This window comes from Eupransor demetentiae (assembly GCF_963930865.1).
Lineage (GTDB): Bacteria > Bacillota > Bacilli > Lactobacillales > Lactobacillaceae > Eupransor > Eupransor demetentiae.
Map to the genome: position 1 here is coordinate 559,855 of NZ_CAWVOH010000001.1, position 15,447 is coordinate 575,301.

Below are 15,447 nucleotides of genomic sequence, written 5' to 3' on the forward strand. Positions count from 1 at the left end.
TTTACACAAAGGGATTCCAGTACTGGCTGCCATTCCAGTAGCAAAAAGTAAGATTTAACAGAATCAAAAGGATGGTAATGATCAAACTGAAAAGATCCCTTCCCTGCCACTTTTCTTGATAGTACCAAGAACGCTTTTTTAGTTGGCCAAAGCGCCTAAGTTCCATCGCCTGACTAATGGCATTGATGTCTGCCAAGGTTGCAAAGACCAGCCGGGATAAGATTCGCGTCACGGTTTTAACACGGGCACCAATCTTAGTCCCTTTCCCCAGCGGATAACCGCGTGCCTCGGCAACTTGTTTTTGCATGATGAAATTACTTTGAATGTTGGGCAAGTAGCGCAAGGTAAGATTCAGAGCATACGCAACCCGATAGGGAACGCCAATCTTGTTCAAACCAGCAGCAAGCTGGCTGGGATTAGTCGTCAGCAAGAAAACGAGAGCTAACGGCAAGGAAAATAGATATTTAAACAGCACAATACTTTCATATAAAAGCTGCTCCTGGGTTAAGGCAAAGTACCCTGAACCAAACAGAACATGCTTACTGCCATAGAGTTGAGCACCGTATTGTGGCGCCAGCAAATAGATGACTAAGAGATTCAAAAGAGCAAAAAGAAGGGCAAATTTAACGATTAAAGCAATTTGTCGCCAGCGAATCTGACTAATTTTCAAGGCCAGAACTGCCACCAGGGTCAGAATGACTAGGTAACGCAAATCAAAGGACAGCATCCCAGAAATCGTTAAGAGAATAAAAATGAGAAATTTATTGCCCGCACTCAAACGATGAAAAAAACTGTCCCCCGCTTGATAAGCCAAAATAGAATCCATTATTATTACCCTCCTTTCGCTGAATTTTTTTGGTACCAGGTATAGTCGCTGGGTTCAACCAAACGAGCAGCCTGACGCAAATCCTGATTAGCAAACAGCGCGCTAGGCGTCGTATCGGCAACCAATTTACCCTGCTGTAATACCAACAAACGACCAACGTGATGATAAATTAAATTCACATCGTGGCTAATCATAATAATGGTGGTGCCGCTTTCCTGCAATTCTCGAATCAAGTGCCAGAGCAGGTCAATATGATGAGCATCCTGCCCGGCAGTGGGTTCGTCTAGAATCAAAATCTTACTGTTCAAAACCGCTTGGCTAACAATGGCCAGGCGCTTTTTCTGTCCGAATGACAGGGCTGAAATTGGCCAGTGACGGTAGGCCCAGAGATTGGCAGCCCGAAGATATTTTTCAATGCGACTTTCGACTTCGTCGTCACTGATTTGTTCCCAGCTCAGTGACAGAGCAAGTTCCTGCCATACCGTACTTTCTAGCAGGCTCAATTCGGGATTTTGGTGAACATAGCCAATTAAGGGGCCACGTTTTGCCAGGGATAAACCTGTAATGTTCTTGCCGGATAAATCAATTTGACCAGCTTGAACAGGCAAGTAACCCGCCAATAACTTGGCCAAGGTGGATTTACCAGACCCATTTCCGCCGACCAACGCCAGCAATTCACCCTGCTTGATGGTAAAGGAAATGTCTTTTAATACTTCACGCTGGCCGAAGTGCTGAGAAATTCTGTCAACTTTCAACAAGTCGTTACTGCTGGAATTTTCCAATTCAACTTTGGGTGCCGGAAGATTATTCTCGTTCTGAAAAACAGCTCCATCCAGTAAGGCAGCAATGGTTTCATCCCCCAAACCGCTTTCTTTCCAATAGCTCAGGTAAGCCGGTTCGGCTAAGCCCCACTCTTTTAAATCACCTTGTCGTAAGAGTTCTTTTGCATCTCCGTCGTAGACCAAATCACCATCATCAAGAATCAGAACTTGATCCAGTCGATGGCTCAACACTTCCTCTAAACGATGCTCAATAATAATGATTGTTAAGCCATACTTAGCCTGAAGTTCATCAAGTAAAGCGAGGAGTTCTTGAGCAGAAAGCGGGTCTAATGCTGCCAAAGGCTCGTCCAAAAGAAGGACGGGATCTTCTTCCGCCAAAACGCCAGCCAAGGCGACGCGCTGCTTTTGCCCGCCGGAAAGCACTTGAGGCGATAATTCCAGTAAATCTTCAATCTGCAAACGTTTGGCCCAAGTTTGGACTCTTTGCTTCAAATCCACCTGGGCTAAATTATCATTTTCCAGGGCAAAGGCAATGTCTTCAGCAGCAGTCAGACCGACAAATTGTTGGTCCGGATTTTGTAGGATTGTACCCAGCTGCTTTGACCGTTCAAAGAGACTGCTGGTTGTGATATTTTTGCCCTTTAGATAGATGTCACCGCTAAGTTCGCCATCGGCCCCTGCCTGCAAGAGGCCGTTAATTAAGGCTGCCAATGTACTTTTCCCTGAACCGGAAGCCCCGGCAATTAGCGTTCGTGAACCAGTTGGAATTTCAAAAGAAAGTTCTCGTAGAGTTGCTTCCTGCTGGGCATGGTAACGGAAGGTTAAGTTTTGAATTTTCAGAGCTGTTGGCTTTGTCATAAGCTCACCTTCCTAATCTTCTTTCTTTAAACTGGCTTCCGCCAAGTTGTTTCGGGTAAATAAGTAAAGCAAGGTCGTTCCGATAAGCGCCGTCGAAAGCACGTTAATCACGGTACTAACGCCTCCCTGCAAAAAAACTTTGAGCGCCGGTTCCCGATAAAAAAAGATATCCAAACTCGGTGCGACCAAGCCCCAGGCCAGTGCGTTGGCAATCATTTGTCCTAGGTTAAAAACAATGACCTTAACAGCAGTCAATCGTCCCCGCAACAGGTGAAAGGGTCGCAATCCCGCCGCCAAAATAAAGCCATACAGGCCATCAGCCAAAACCCAGGACCACCAGACAGAGCCATAGGAAATCGCATCGTTAAGGCTGTGCCCAATAAAAGCCGTTAAAAAACCGACAGCCGGACCAAAAATCAAGGCCAATAGTGAAAGCCAAGATTGAGCCACGTTAACCTGGGTATTGGGAATTCCAGTTGGAATGGCTACGAATTTGAAAAGGACTAGGAAAACGGCCGCCCCAATCCCAGTTGCCACAACCTGCTTTGTTGTTAATTTCTTTTTCAAGGATCAATTCTCCTTTTTGATTTTAATCGACCAGTCCTGCCCAGCGCCCAGACGATAAGCTTCTTCAAAGGAACCCGTTCGAATGGCAAGACCTAGGGTGTAAACCGAATTGATGTAAAGCAGGGGCTGACTAACCGCAACTTCCGCAAAGGTCTTCACATAAGGCAAACGGGCCTGGTAACGTAACTGATTCTGATGGTAGATTTCAACCAAGAATTCATCGCCGTACTTCGCTTGGAATTCTTTTTCCCAGTCTTCGTTACTAATGTTCGTCCAAAGTGAACCGAAGTTAACATCGGTAATGTCAATGTTTCCTTCCAAGTACTCGCCATCGACCTTAGGTAAGTTCAAAGGCAACTTTTCGACCTTATCCGTTGGCAAAACTGGTCCAACCTCTTCAAAGCTAATCTGTCCAACGGCCAAACGCGCTCCGTTATATACATAGATATCACGTCCATGGAAAGTCGCTGATTTTTCTGAACCCGGCAGACGATCAATCTTTTCATCAATAATTCGCACCTCTTCCAAACCGTAGGCCTGTGCTAAGTGAGTCAGTGTCCCGTTGTCCGGCGTCACAACATAGTGTCCAGTCTTCAACTTGGCAACCAGTGAAAGACGTTTAGAACCAACCCCCGGATCAACAACCGAAACAAAAACCGAACCCTTAGGCCAATATTTAACTGTTTGGGCCAAGCGAAAAGATCCTTCAAAGATGTTAAAGGGCGTGATGCCGTGGGTTAAATCAAAAACCCGTACCGCTGGGTCCACCTGGTTGGCCACACCGTACATGGTTGACACCGCCCCATCCTTTAATCCAAAATCCGTTTGTAAAACTAGTGCATTTGACATACTTTTCCTCATTTCTTTTTTAGCAATAAAAAATCCCAGGAATTCCAATTAGAATTCCTGGGACGTCTTAAAGCCGTGTTACCACCCAGTTTCGGTGAAGGCTTACGTCGTCACCCTCATAAGGTACTCCCATTGGGAAGACCCGTCCGCTATATCGGGCGTACCCGGATTCCACTTACGCTCAGGTTCGCAGAATCAAAAGCTCCAAGACCATTTTCGAAGACATCTTTCCGTTGATTCACACCAATCATCAACTCGCTGGGCGAAATCTATCTTGTACTTATCTTTTCATCACTTAAATTATGAAAATAATTATAATATGCTCATTTACACCTGTCAATAATTAAATAAATTTAAGATTACCTTATCAAACCAAATTATTCCGGCAAAAGCCCTGTAATGCCTGTCATATAAGCTTACACTTAATTACTTTTTTCACTTTTATCCTGTTAAAATACTCTAAACGTAAAAGTCAAAAAGGAGTAAATCATGCGCACAGAACACGACTCGATTGGTACTCATTCAATTCCGGACGATGCTTACTATGGTATCCACACCGCCCGCGCGATTGAAAACTTCCCCATTTGTGGGGAACAGACTTCCTTGGAACTGGTACGTGGCTTAATTGAAGTTAAATTGGCCGCTGCCAAAACCAATCTGGCAGCTGGCGAACTCAATCCAGAAGTTGGGCAGGCCATTATCAACGCTGCTCAAGATCTACTAAAGCATGATTTAAACCCCAAAGATTTTCCCACTTGTGCCATTCAAGGTGGTGCCGGTACTTCCACCAACATGAACGTCAACGAAGTTTTGGCCAACTACAGCCTTGAAAAAGCCGGACATAACAAGGGTGACTACCAATTCATTCACCCCAATGACCACATCAACTGTGGTCAAAGTACCAATGATGCCTACCCTACTGCTGGTAAAATCGCCCTCGTGCGCATGTTAGATGAGTTATTTACTGCACTAAGCCAGCTCGACAAGTCCCTAACAGCTAAAGGTTTGGAATTTTCAAAGACTTATAAACTCGGTCGTACCCAGCTACAGGATGCAGTACCCATGACTTTGGGCAACAGCTTTCATTCTTGGCAAGCTCCTCTTCGCCGCGATTTGAAGCGCTTAAAAGAAACGCAAAAAGAACTAGAAGTCATCAATCTAGGCGGTTCAGCCATCGGTTCGGCCATTAACGCCAGTGCCTACTATGAAAACCACATTGTCGAAGAATTAGCGGCTGTCACTGGCCTCCCCCTTCGTCAAGCGCCCGACCTCTTTGATGCAACGGTTAACCTGGATGGCTTCCTTTCACTATCAAGTCGCCTCAAGTCTTTGGCCATTAACCTATCAAAAATGGCTAATGATTTACGTTTGATGAGTTCTGGACCCCGGTCCGGTTTAAACGAAATTCATTTACCAGCCAAACAAGCCGGTTCGTCAATTATGCCGGGTAAGGTTAACCCCGTTATCCCCGAAGTCGTCAACCAAGTTGCTTTTGAAATGATGGGCTTTGACACGACCATCTCCGCTGCTGCTGAAGCAGGTCAATTTGAGTTAAACGCCTTTGAACCCATCATCTTTAAAAGTCTCTTTGCCGGTATCAAACATTTGACCGCTGCCATTGAAACGCTGCGCGTCAACGCCATTGATGGCATTACCGCTAACAAGAAGCAATTAAAGGAAGATTTGGAACACTCCGTTGCCTATGCAACCGCCATGGTGCCCATTCTTGGCTACCAGGACGCTTCTGACCTTGCCAAGGAAGCCATCAAAAGCGGTAAGTCATTGAAAGAATTGGTAACAGAACGCCAACTCTTCACTCCTGAACAAATGGAAAAGATTTTCGATGTTGAGACCCTGGTCATTAACCAACGTAGCGCTAACCACGGCTTGATTTTCAACACTAAGATTGAAAAGGATCCCAATCACTAATTCATATAAAAAAAGTAGCAGTCGAATTGAATCGACTGCTGCTTTTTTGTTGTATTAAATTAATTCAAGATGCATGTCACCTGGCTTGATCCAGCCGGCCTTGCGAAAGGCCCAGTACATCACAAAGGAAATGGCAAAGGATACTACAACCCCGGCAATGACGTATACTACACAAATCATTGGGTTTTGAGCAAGTAAGGCCAGCGGCACAATCAGTGAGTTTAAGCCAATTCCGGCCATGGCATAAGGAACCGTTAGGTGGAAAATGATGGTGGAAATTGGCGCCGTTACAGCGGCCGCAACAAGGGGTGGCACAATGATAATCGGATTTTTAACAATGTTGGGGAACTGAATCTTTGGCGTGACCAGTCCCTGAGCAATTACAGCACCAATCTTGTTTTCATGGAAGGACATCGCCGGAAAACCAGCGTACATCGCCGTCGTTCCAATCACCATGGCCCCGGCAGCGATTGGCGAAGTGATGCCAGTTGCTCCAATGGCAATGGCCAGAGCAGCAGATGATGATGGCGTGACAAGTAAGATGGCAAAAGCGACAGCGACGATGGCTGTTCCAAAGACTGGTGAAAAGTTAACCGTGGCAACGATTCCCTTCCCCATGCCTTCTAGGATGGGCGTTGTGAAGATGGCCAGGTAATAACCTGAAATGGTTCCAACCAACACCGTTGAAGCTGGTACCAGCACCATATCAAGCGGGGTCTTCCCCGAAATCCAGTTTCCAAAGAGCACGGCCACTACACCCGCCAGAACGGCTGAAATGGGTTGCCCCGTCGTAATAATCGTTGATCCAGCCGCCTGCATACCAGTAAAACCAGTAGCAGTCGTAGCAGCCATACCAGCGGAACTAAAGAAGACGGCGTTGGCCCCGACGGTTGACGCCGCCATGGCTGAAACCAAGACCATGGTGTTGGACTTCATTTGGCTGGCAATCGTAGCGCCAAAGGCTGCCGGCAGCATAACCTTGGTAATGGCGCCGAACTGGGCCATGGGTCCCCAGTGGATGAAAGTGGCCATGGTTTGTAGAAGCAGGCCCATACCTAAGGTAACGAGAACGGCATTTGAAACGGCAGCCAAGGTGTTATAGACCATTTCACGGGTATCTTGTTTGCTGGGGGCACTGTGCAGGGCGACGCGGGTAGCTTCCTCAAAGTCTTGCAGATTGGGGTTGGGGTTACGAGTTACGTCCATTGAAATTCTCCTATTCATCAAAAAAGGTCCCAGCTGATAACAGCTAGGACCTTTTCCCTTAGCGATTACCAGTGATTGACCTGGTAATCGGCAACGTAAAACCGACTCACCAGTTAGATTCTGGCAAGCCCAACAAGAGTGCAGTTACATTCTTGGCAGTAAATTGTGATGGATTCATTTGCTTTGACATGATGCTGCTCCTCTCGTTTCGATGTTTTTTATTATAAAAATTAGAATTCAATGAGTCAACACTTAATTTGAATTAATTTTGATTACCCTTTTCCAAGCTTAGCTTTCCATCTTCCAAGTGGTAAATTCGGTCGGCATCTTCTTTGAGACGCAAATCGTGCGTGACGATAACAACGGCCTTATCCTGTTCCTTGGCAATGTCCTTGAAGAGTCCGCCAACAACCTTAACTCGTTCTGAATCCAAAGCTGCCGTAGGTTCATCCGCCAAAATAAAATCAGGATTCGTGTAAAGAGCCCGCGCAATGGCCACCCGCTGATTTTGTCCACCTGACAATTGACCAGGATACTTATTCATCAAAGGACGAATACCCAACTTGTCAATGTATTCTTCAAAAGTCTGCTTGTCCAAATTTCCCTTTGGCTTAACCTTGTTGACGAGGTCGAATTGTTCCTTAACCGTCAAGTAGGGCACAAGGTTATAGGACTGGAGGACGAAACCAATACGCTTCAAGCGGAAATCATCCGATTGCTTTTGCGTGAGGTTTTCAAAATTCTGACCATTTAACAAAACTTCCCCATCGGTCGCCTTTTGCAAGTTACCCAAAATGGTCAACATGGTACTCTTTCCAGAGCCTGAAGGGCCCAGAATCAAAGTCAACTCGCCTGAGCGGGCTTCAAAATCAATGCCATCCAAAGCCGTCACTTGGTTTAAACCATGACCGAACTGCTTACGCACATTTTTTAATTCAAGCTTTTGCATCATTAACCTCCGATTACAGTAACAGGATCAATCTTGGTAATTAGGCGAATTGGAATAAGCGCACCAAGTGCTCCCATCACAATCAAGCCCAATCCAGCCAAGGAAATTAGCGTGAAGTCAAAGTACATCGGTACTTGGCTTGGAATCGTCATACTCATGACGAGTGCCAAAATCATGCCAATGACCACGGCTGACAACATAATTAAGAGTGTTTGGCTCAAGGTATTTAGCACCAAGTAACGGGCTGGAATACCCTGAGCACGCAGAACAGCAAAGTTTTCCATCTTTTGAATCGTCAAGATGTAAAGGAAGATTGCCACAATGACCACTGAGATAACAATCAAGAAAGCAATCATCAAAATAAAGGTTGAGTTCTGGGCCGAATAACCAGGTAGATTATTCAAGTAATCAGCCTTGTTAAAGGCCTTTAACTGACTATTCTTGGCACTGATTTGCTTATCTGAAATTACACCAGATGCGACAAAATTATTTTGAACGCCCTTAATTCCGGCCCATTGATTAATGTCACCATAAGCGACCGGCTGCATGTTATAAGAAGCGTTCTTGGCAAAACCAACAATCTTAAAGGACTGGTTTTGAATACCAAGCTGGACCTTTTCACCTAACTTGAAGCCCTTTTGCTTCAAAGCCGAAGAAACCACAATTTCCGAACTATTTTCTGCCTTACGACCAGATTGAAGTTTGATACTTTTGTCGATGCGGTCGTTTTTGGTTAAACCAATGAACATGACTGAATCACGGGTGTCGCCCTTTTTCATGATGGCTGGTGTCAAAGCAAGCTTCGACTGATCGGCATCATTGCCGTATTCCTTCAAATCGTCTGCCGTTAGCATGGACTGACTCAAATTTCCGTTGGCATCCTTGCTCATCACAACGGATTGCGTTTTCCAAGAATTGATGGAAGACACGTTTTCATTAGCCAAGCCCAAGGCCAAGGCCGAGAGGATAAAGATTAGGAAAGACACCATCGTGATGACCGCAATCACCAAACCATAGCGTAGCTTTTCCTTTTTCATTTCATTAATCGCTAAGAACATTTCAAGATCTCCTTACGTTTACTTATCAGTTGATAAGGATAGTATAGGACCTTTTATTTTGTTTATCAAGTGATAAGTGAATTATTTTTCACTTTTTATTTATCAAAAAAGCAATCCGAAAAGATTGCTTCCTATATTAAAATAGTCCGGTAATCTGACCATTTTCATCAATATCAATTTTAGTTGCAGCTGGTACCTTCGGCAAGCCAGGCATCGTTAGTACCTTACCCGTCATAGCGACGATAAAGCCGGCGCCTAGCTTTGGGATAAATTCCCGAATATGGATGTCAAAGTCCTTTGGTGCCCCAAGGCGCTTCGGATCATCCGTCAAGGAATACTGGGTTTTAGCCATGATGACCGGCAACTTATCCCAACCGCGTTGCTTAAATTCTGCTAATTGCTTTTGCGCCTTGTCGGCCAGAACTGCCTGACGACCACCATAAATTTTTTTCACAATTTTGTTGATTTTGACCATCAAATCATCATCGTCTTCGTACAATTTAGTGAAGGTGCTCTTCTCTTCAACTGCGTCTTGCACGGCCTCAGCCAGCTCAGTAGCTCCTGCGCCACCCTTCGCCCAAACTTCGGTCAAGAAGGCTTGAGAACCCTGCTTGGCCACGAAGTCCTGAATGAGTTTAATTTCGGCTTCAGTATCGGAAGTAAAGCGGTTAACTGAAACCAGTACCGGCACGCCGTACGACTGCATGGCTTTCAGATTTTGACCCAAGTTGGCCAAGCCCTTTTCAAGGGCGTCGAGATTTTCATTTTGTAAATCGGCAAGGGCCTGTCCACCAGTGTGCTTCAAGGCACGCACTGTCGCGACAACCACGATGGCATCCGGATGCTTTCCCAATCGAGGAACCTTAACATCCAAAAACTTTTCGCCACCTAAGTCAGCGCCAAAGCCAGCCTCGGTCAAGACATAGTCTGCTAAGCGCAAAGCCGTCTGTGTTGCCAAAATTGAGTTCGTTCCTTGCGCAATATTGGCAAAGGGACCCCCGTGAATAATCGCTGGTGTGTGGGCAAGGGTCTGAACAAGATTAGGTTTAACGGCATCTTTTAAGAGAACCGTTAAAGCACCCGCCACGCCCAAATCATCAACCGTCACCGGTTCTTTATCATAGGTATAAGCTACGACAATCCGCTTAATGCGAGCCTTTAAGTCCATCAAGTCCGTTGATAGGGTCAGAATAGCCATTAGCTCGGAAGCGACCGTAATATCAAAACCATCTTCACGAGGGACTCCTGAAGTTGGTCCGCCTAAACCAATTGTCACGTGGCGCAAAGCGCGATCGTTGATATCCAGCGCGCGCTTCCAAATCACCCGGCGAGGGTCGATCTTTAATACATTACCTTGATAAATGCTGTTATCCAGCGTAGCAGCCAAGAGATCGTGGGCAGCTGTTAAAGCGTGAAAATCCCCGGTGAAATGCAAATTAATATCGGCCATCGGTACAACCTGGGCATAACCACCCCCAGTGGCACCACCCTTCATCCCCATGACAGGGCCAAGTGAAGGTTCCCGTAAAGCAACCATAGCGGACTTTTCACCAGCATTTAAAGCATCGGCAAGGCCAACCGTAACCGTCGACTTTCCTTCTCCTGCAGGTGTTGGGTTAATCGAAGTTACCAAAATCAACTTTCCCTTCATCGGGCGGTTCGTTAAATGATCAAACTTAATTTTGGCCTTATCAAATCCATAGGGTTCAATATCGCTTTGCTGCAAACCCGCAGCTTCAGCAATTTCACTGATTGGCTTCAATTCAGCCTCTTGGGCAATCTCGATATCACTTTGCATGGCTTAGCTCCCTCTAAACATTTATTTTCTATTATAGCGGATTTTTAGAGTGAATCGAAAAGAAGGTCATCCCCTGTTTAAAATGCTCCTCGTGAAAAACAAGACAAGTGGCCCCTGAATTGTATAAAAGCCCGGTAAATTAGTGGTTTCAGCATTTTTTTGGTATCATTAAGAGTGAATATATTGATTTAGACAGCACAGTTTTTTACGAAAACCGAGGAAATAAATGCTAATTCAAAAGAACTTTAATTCAAGCAAAAGTAAGCTCCATTACCTTTTTGGTTCAAGCTTACTCGCACTGACCGGAAGTATGGCTTTGTCGGCCAATGCCTCTGCTGATTCATTAACCACGCAAACGACCACAACGACTACTGGCAAGCACAGTCGCAACACAACCAAGATTGTTGTTAAGCAAGATGGAAGCGATTCGACTGATCAAGGAACAATTAGTCACAAAGAGCCGGCTAGTTCCACTGCTAGCAGTTCAAGTCAAAGTGACAGCGACTCGGCTAACAGTTCAAGTTTGAACTTGACTAGTGCTCAGCCAAAGGAAGCAACGACCACGGAAAATCCAGCCGCTAGCAACCTTACCGCTTCCAACATTGCTGCCCCTGCTAACCAAGCCGATTTGACAAAAATTAATGCAAATCAAGCTTGGCAAAATGGTTACACCGGTAAGGGACAAGTTGTAGCCGTTATTGATACAGGAATTGATGCTAGCAACCCTGCTTTTACTTTGGCGGACCCTACGACTGCTGCCATTACCAAGGAAGCAGCCCAAGCCCGTATTAAGGAATTGGGCTATGGCGAATATCTTTCCGAAAAGATTCCTTTTGCTTATAACTATGTCAGCAATTCATCCGACAACATTACCAACAACGCCAACCAGCACGGCCAGCACGTTGCCGGTACTGTTGCCGCAAATGGCCCTGTTGGTAATAAAGAATATACGATGGGAATTGCGCCGGATGCCCAAATCTTGGCCATGCGCGTGCAAGACGACGGCAACAACATTGATGCCATTGCTAAGGCTATTCACGACGCCGTTGATTTAGGTGCGAATGTTATCCAGATTTCTTATGGAACCAACTACGCTGCCCAACAAAAGCAAAATGAATTGCAAGCTGCAGTTAATTATGCCAGCCAACACGGTGTCCTCGTTGCCGTTTCATCAGGTAATGATGGAAATTCAGGTTCAATCATTTCGGCCGACAATGCCACTCCAGGTACTGATACTTTGGCTTACCAGCCCGTTAATTCTGGTACTATTGGGGATCCTGGAACTGCCGACACGGCCATTACGGTTGCTGCCGAAAATAGCCTGACGGGCGACCAGGATGCCATGTTTAATGGTTCGTCTTGGGGTCCTATGCCTGACCTAACTTTGAAGCCTGATATTTCCGCTCCCGGCGTTGGTATCGTTTCAACTTACGGTCAAGATGACTACAAGAAAGCCATCGGAACTTCAATGGCGGCGCCCCACGTTTCTGGCTCTGCCCTTCTCGTTAACCAGCACCTTAAGACTTTGAACATGCCTAGCTCAGCTAATTTGGCCATGGTCGAAAAGTTAATGTTGATGAATACGGCCACGCCAAAGGTTGACTACGCACACAACACTTACATTTCTCCACGCCAACAAGGTGCTGGAGGTTTGAACACGGGTGCTGCGGTTGAAAACACTGTCACGGTTAACAGTGCGAACGGTCAGGGAAGCGCCTCTCTCTATGCAATTGGTGAACAAACTAATTTCGACCTCACTCTAACGAACTACAGTGACCAAGATCACAGCTACTCGATTAGTAATTTAGGTGGTCCAATGACGGACTTAGTCGACCCTTCAACTAAGCAAAGTTATGACCAGTACCTTTCTGGGGCTAGCCTCACTGCCGGCAAGCAAACCGTAACGGTGCCTGCGCACAGTCAAGTCACGGTGCCCTTCAATTTGAACTTGACTGATGTCAGCAAGCAAAAGAACGTTGAAGGTTTCGTCCAATTCAAGAGTCTTGATGGTCAACCAGATCTAAGCGTTCCTTACTATGGTTACTATGGCGATCCAACGCAGCAAAGCGTTTTTGATGCATCAGCAAACCAAGCAGATTCATATTTTGGTGGTAATTACTTACTCGATAACCAAAACTTCCCAATGGGTGTCACGGATACTTATTCCTTGAAGTCCATGGTTTCTGGTCAAGAAAAGTATGACTGGCAGCAGGTCGCCAAGTTAGTTCAAGATGGCAAGGTCGCCTTCTCACCTAAGTTGAGCAACGGCCCAAGCATTATGCCTTACGAATTTACCAACCAAAACTTGCAAGATTTGAAGGTTGAAATCCTTGATAAAACTGGCCGTGTGGTTCGCACGATTTCAGATAACAAGGATGTCAGCAAGTCTTCTTACCGCCCAGATACCTTAGGAACCAACAACATGGACTTGGCACTCTATGCCAAGGATCTTAGTTGGGATGGAACCCTTTACAATAGCCAAACCGACACCAACTATGTTGCCCCAGATGGTGAATACACTTACCGTTTGACAGGTACCCTTTGGACGGATGGCAGCAACAAGGTTCAATCAGTTGACTATCCGGTCATCATTGACACGACTGCGCCTGAAGTCACCGATTTGACTTACGACCAAAATAGCCAAACGATTGATATTCACTACAAGGATGAAGGTTCTGGCTTTACCGATTATTCGGTGGCCAAAGTCTTAATTAACAACCACGTTAAAACCGTTCCAATGGCCGGCTCATTTACTGATGCCAGCCGTACCACGGGTGACTTGAAGGTTAAGTTAGATGCTGATGATTTGGCAGCTATGGGTGACACCCACAACGTCATTAACGTTGTCTTGAGCGATGTTGCCAACAACACAGCTGGTCGTTCTCTTATTACAGATGCTGTTGCCTCTGGTAATCCGGTGGTCTTGTACAACGCGGTTCCTAACGTTCCATTGAATAAAGACGGTGGCGTATACGACGCTAAAACCGACATCTTCCAACTTTATGGCGCCACTAGCCTTCCTTCAATCGACGTAAATAACCAAATTGTTTATCCCGATGCTGATGGTTACTTCACCGCTAACTTGAAGTTGGCCGATTCGCCAAGTATCAAGGTAACGAATCCCGCCAACGGCCAAGTTTTGACGGAATTCTCTTTGGCTTATCCACAAGCTTCGTTTGAATGGGCCAGTGTCGCTGCTGATCCAAACGATAGTTCACAAATGATAGTGACGGCTCAGGTTCCACAAACTGAAGGTGGCACGACAAACGCCTTTATCCGTAATTACGCCACAAACGACGTATACACTGGGCAAGTTCAAAACGGGGTAGCTACCTTTACAGTGCCAAAGCCAGCAACTGATTCCAATGTCATTTTGGATGGTTGGTCCACACTTTACATGGCTGACGGAACTGCTATTCATTCGGGTACGAACACGGTTAATGTTCAGGGCAACCAAATTCCAAAGGATTTAACAGTCGTTAACGCAACCGGAATGGGCGCTGCTTCCGCTTCATGGAATGTCCAGAACCCTACCCTTCCAGGCCGCAACAACCCTAACACTGCTGATACAACCGACAGTGATTTGCAAAATAAGCAGATTCACTTCGATAACGTCAACAACAACGGCAGTGATACCCATTACGGCCGTGAAGCAGTGACGGATGGCTACTATAACGAAGAAAGTCAACTCTTTACGGTTACTGGAACAGTTTCTAACAACGTCCAGTCACTTAAGGTCATGACAAATTCGTCATATGCTAGTGATAGTGCCAACAACGTTGCCATTGATAAAAACGGTCACTTTAGCTTTACCATTCCAATGAAGAACACTGAACTTAAGGGCGTTGCTTACCAGCTTCAAACTAAGTCTGGTGATACTAAGAATGGCATGGTTCAAGTGCTTTTGGACACCGTTGCGCCAAGCTTGACCATTAACCAAAATGCTGGTGATGAAACTGTGCAAAACGATGCCAATACCACGACGGTTTACACAAAGAATCCAAGCTTTACCCTTTCCGGTCAAGCAAACGATAATTTGGACGGCTACCGCTTCTTCATTAACGACGATAACCTTTACACCGAGTACAAGGTGGCGGGTTATTCGGGCATTAATGGTAGCGTGAATGGTGATTTGAATCCTTATCCAGCCCACAACTTCAGTCAAACTTATCAACTTAATGATAATGGCGACCAAAGTACAACACATACTTACAATGTTAAGGTTGTTGATCAACTGGGTAACACAACCAGCAAAAAGGTCATTGTTAATTATCAAGCACAAAGTTTGGCAGCCCCAAGCTATGTCCAAGATGGTCAAACCGTTACGGTTTTGAATCCAAAGTCTGGCGATCAGTATTCTACTGATGGCGGCCAAACATGGTCAGCCTATACTCGCCCACTCGAACTTGAGTCTGGTAATCTTCAGCTCCGGACGCAAGACGCCAGCGGCAACACTTCAAGTACTGTGACAGTCCCTGCTAACAGCAACAGTAGCAAGGATCAATTACCAACAGTAAATGTATAAATTAAAAAAGTCACCGTTAAGGTGGCTTTTTATTTTAAATATTTTAATTCTACACTTTGACTGTATCTGTCATTTATGCCATATTTTCATCCACTTTTTT

General features: G+C 45.6%; 10 protein-coding genes and 1 other annotated feature. Of the genes, 2 read left to right on the forward strand and 8 right to left on the reverse strand.

What is annotated here, in order from left to right:
• Position 1: 1 nt before the first annotated feature.
• The 4 genes from ABSY64_RS02770 to ABSY64_RS02785 are packed head-to-tail and all read right to left on the reverse strand — an operon-like array spanning position 2 to position 3,882.
• Complete coding sequence (locus ABSY64_RS02770) at positions 2-826, reverse strand: energy-coupling factor transporter transmembrane component T family protein (protein ID WP_349641540.1); 825 nt, start codon at positions 824-826, stop codon at positions 2-4.
• A 5-nt stretch (positions 827-831) separates the two neighbouring features.
• Entirely contained in the window at positions 832-2,466 is a 1,635-nt protein-coding gene (locus ABSY64_RS02775) for an ABC transporter ATP-binding protein (RefSeq protein ID WP_349641541.1), read from the reverse strand.
• 12 nt (positions 2,467-2,478) lie between these two features.
• The gene (locus ABSY64_RS02780; RefSeq protein ID WP_349641542.1) at positions 2,479-3,033 is read right to left on the reverse strand and encodes an ECF-type riboflavin transporter substrate-binding protein; all 555 of its coding nucleotides are present in this window, start codon (positions 3,031-3,033) and stop codon (positions 2,479-2,481) included.
• A gap of 3 nt (positions 3,034-3,036) precedes the next feature.
• Positions 3,037-3,882 (reverse strand): SAM hydrolase/SAM-dependent halogenase family protein, encoded by an 846-nt coding sequence (locus ABSY64_RS02785; protein WP_349641543.1) that lies wholly within the window; start codon positions 3,880-3,882, stop codon positions 3,037-3,039.
• 55 nt (positions 3,883-3,937) lie between these two features.
• Positions 3,938-4,183: a binding site (T-box leader), on the reverse strand.
• 188 nt (positions 4,184-4,371) lie between these two features.
• Between ABSY64_RS02785 and ABSY64_RS02790 the strand changes: the two genes are divergently transcribed.
• Complete coding sequence (locus tag ABSY64_RS02790; RefSeq protein ID WP_349641544.1) at positions 4,372-5,811, forward strand: aspartate ammonia-lyase; 1,440 nt, start codon at positions 4,372-4,374, stop codon at positions 5,809-5,811.
• 54 nt (positions 5,812-5,865) lie between these two features.
• On the opposite strand, the gene ABSY64_RS02795 is transcribed toward ABSY64_RS02790, so the two are convergent.
• From ABSY64_RS02795 to ABSY64_RS02810, 4 genes are all read right to left on the reverse strand, one after another.
• Positions 5,866-6,918, reverse strand: a complete 1,053-nt coding sequence (locus ABSY64_RS02795; protein ID WP_349641839.1) for a PTS sugar transporter subunit IIC — start codon at positions 6,916-6,918, stop codon at positions 5,866-5,868.
• A gap of 361 nt (positions 6,919-7,279) precedes the next feature.
• Entirely contained in the window at positions 7,280-7,966 is a 687-nt protein-coding gene (locus ABSY64_RS02800) for an ABC transporter ATP-binding protein (RefSeq protein ID WP_349641545.1), read from the reverse strand.
• Positions 7,967-7,968: 2 nt separating this feature from the next.
• A complete protein-coding gene (locus ABSY64_RS02805; RefSeq protein WP_349641546.1) occupies positions 7,969-9,024 on the reverse strand; it encodes an ABC transporter permease in 1,056 nt (351 codons plus the stop codon).
• A gap of 136 nt (positions 9,025-9,160) precedes the next feature.
• Positions 9,161-10,822 carry a formate--tetrahydrofolate ligase gene (locus ABSY64_RS02810; RefSeq protein WP_349641547.1) on the reverse strand — a complete coding sequence of 554 codons (1,662 nt, stop codon included), beginning with the start codon at positions 10,820-10,822 and terminating at the stop codon, positions 9,161-9,163.
• A 226-nt stretch (positions 10,823-11,048) separates the two neighbouring features.
• Here ABSY64_RS02810 and ABSY64_RS02815 point away from each other — a divergent pair, with 226 nt between their 5' ends.
• Positions 11,049-15,347, forward strand: a complete 4,299-nt coding sequence (locus tag ABSY64_RS02815) for a S8 family serine peptidase (RefSeq protein WP_349641548.1) — start codon at positions 11,049-11,051, stop codon at positions 15,345-15,347.
• The last annotated feature ends 100 nt before the right edge of the window (positions 15,348-15,447 follow it).

Excerpts from the sequence above, each read along its gene's own strand:
- ABSY64_RS02770 (WP_349641540.1), bottom strand. The coding sequence starts at position 826 with ATGGATTCTATTTTGGCTTATCAAGCGGGGGACAGTTTTTTTCATCGT.
- ABSY64_RS02775 (WP_349641541.1), bottom strand. The coding sequence starts at position 2,466 with ATGACAAAGCCAACAGCTCTGAAAATTCAAAACTTAACCTTCCGTTAC.
- ABSY64_RS02785 (WP_349641543.1), bottom strand. The coding sequence starts at position 3,882 with ATGTCAAATGCACTAGTTTTACAAACGGATTTTGGATTAAAGGATGGG.
- ABSY64_RS02790 (WP_349641544.1), top strand. The coding sequence starts at position 4,372 with ATGCGCACAGAACACGACTCGATTGGTACTCATTCAATTCCGGACGAT.
- ABSY64_RS02795 (WP_349641839.1), bottom strand. The coding sequence starts at position 6,918 with ATGGTCTATAACACCTTGGCTGCCGTTTCAAATGCCGTTCTCGTTACC.
- ABSY64_RS02800 (WP_349641545.1), bottom strand. The coding sequence starts at position 7,966 with ATGCAAAAGCTTGAATTAAAAAATGTGCGTAAGCAGTTCGGTCATGGT.
- ABSY64_RS02805 (WP_349641546.1), bottom strand. The coding sequence starts at position 9,024 with ATGTTCTTAGCGATTAATGAAATGAAAAAGGAAAAGCTACGCTATGGT.
- ABSY64_RS02810 (WP_349641547.1), bottom strand. The coding sequence starts at position 10,822 with ATGCAAAGTGATATCGAGATTGCCCAAGAGGCTGAATTGAAGCCAATC.
- ABSY64_RS02815 (WP_349641548.1), top strand. The coding sequence starts at position 11,049 with ATGCTAATTCAAAAGAACTTTAATTCAAGCAAAAGTAAGCTCCATTAC.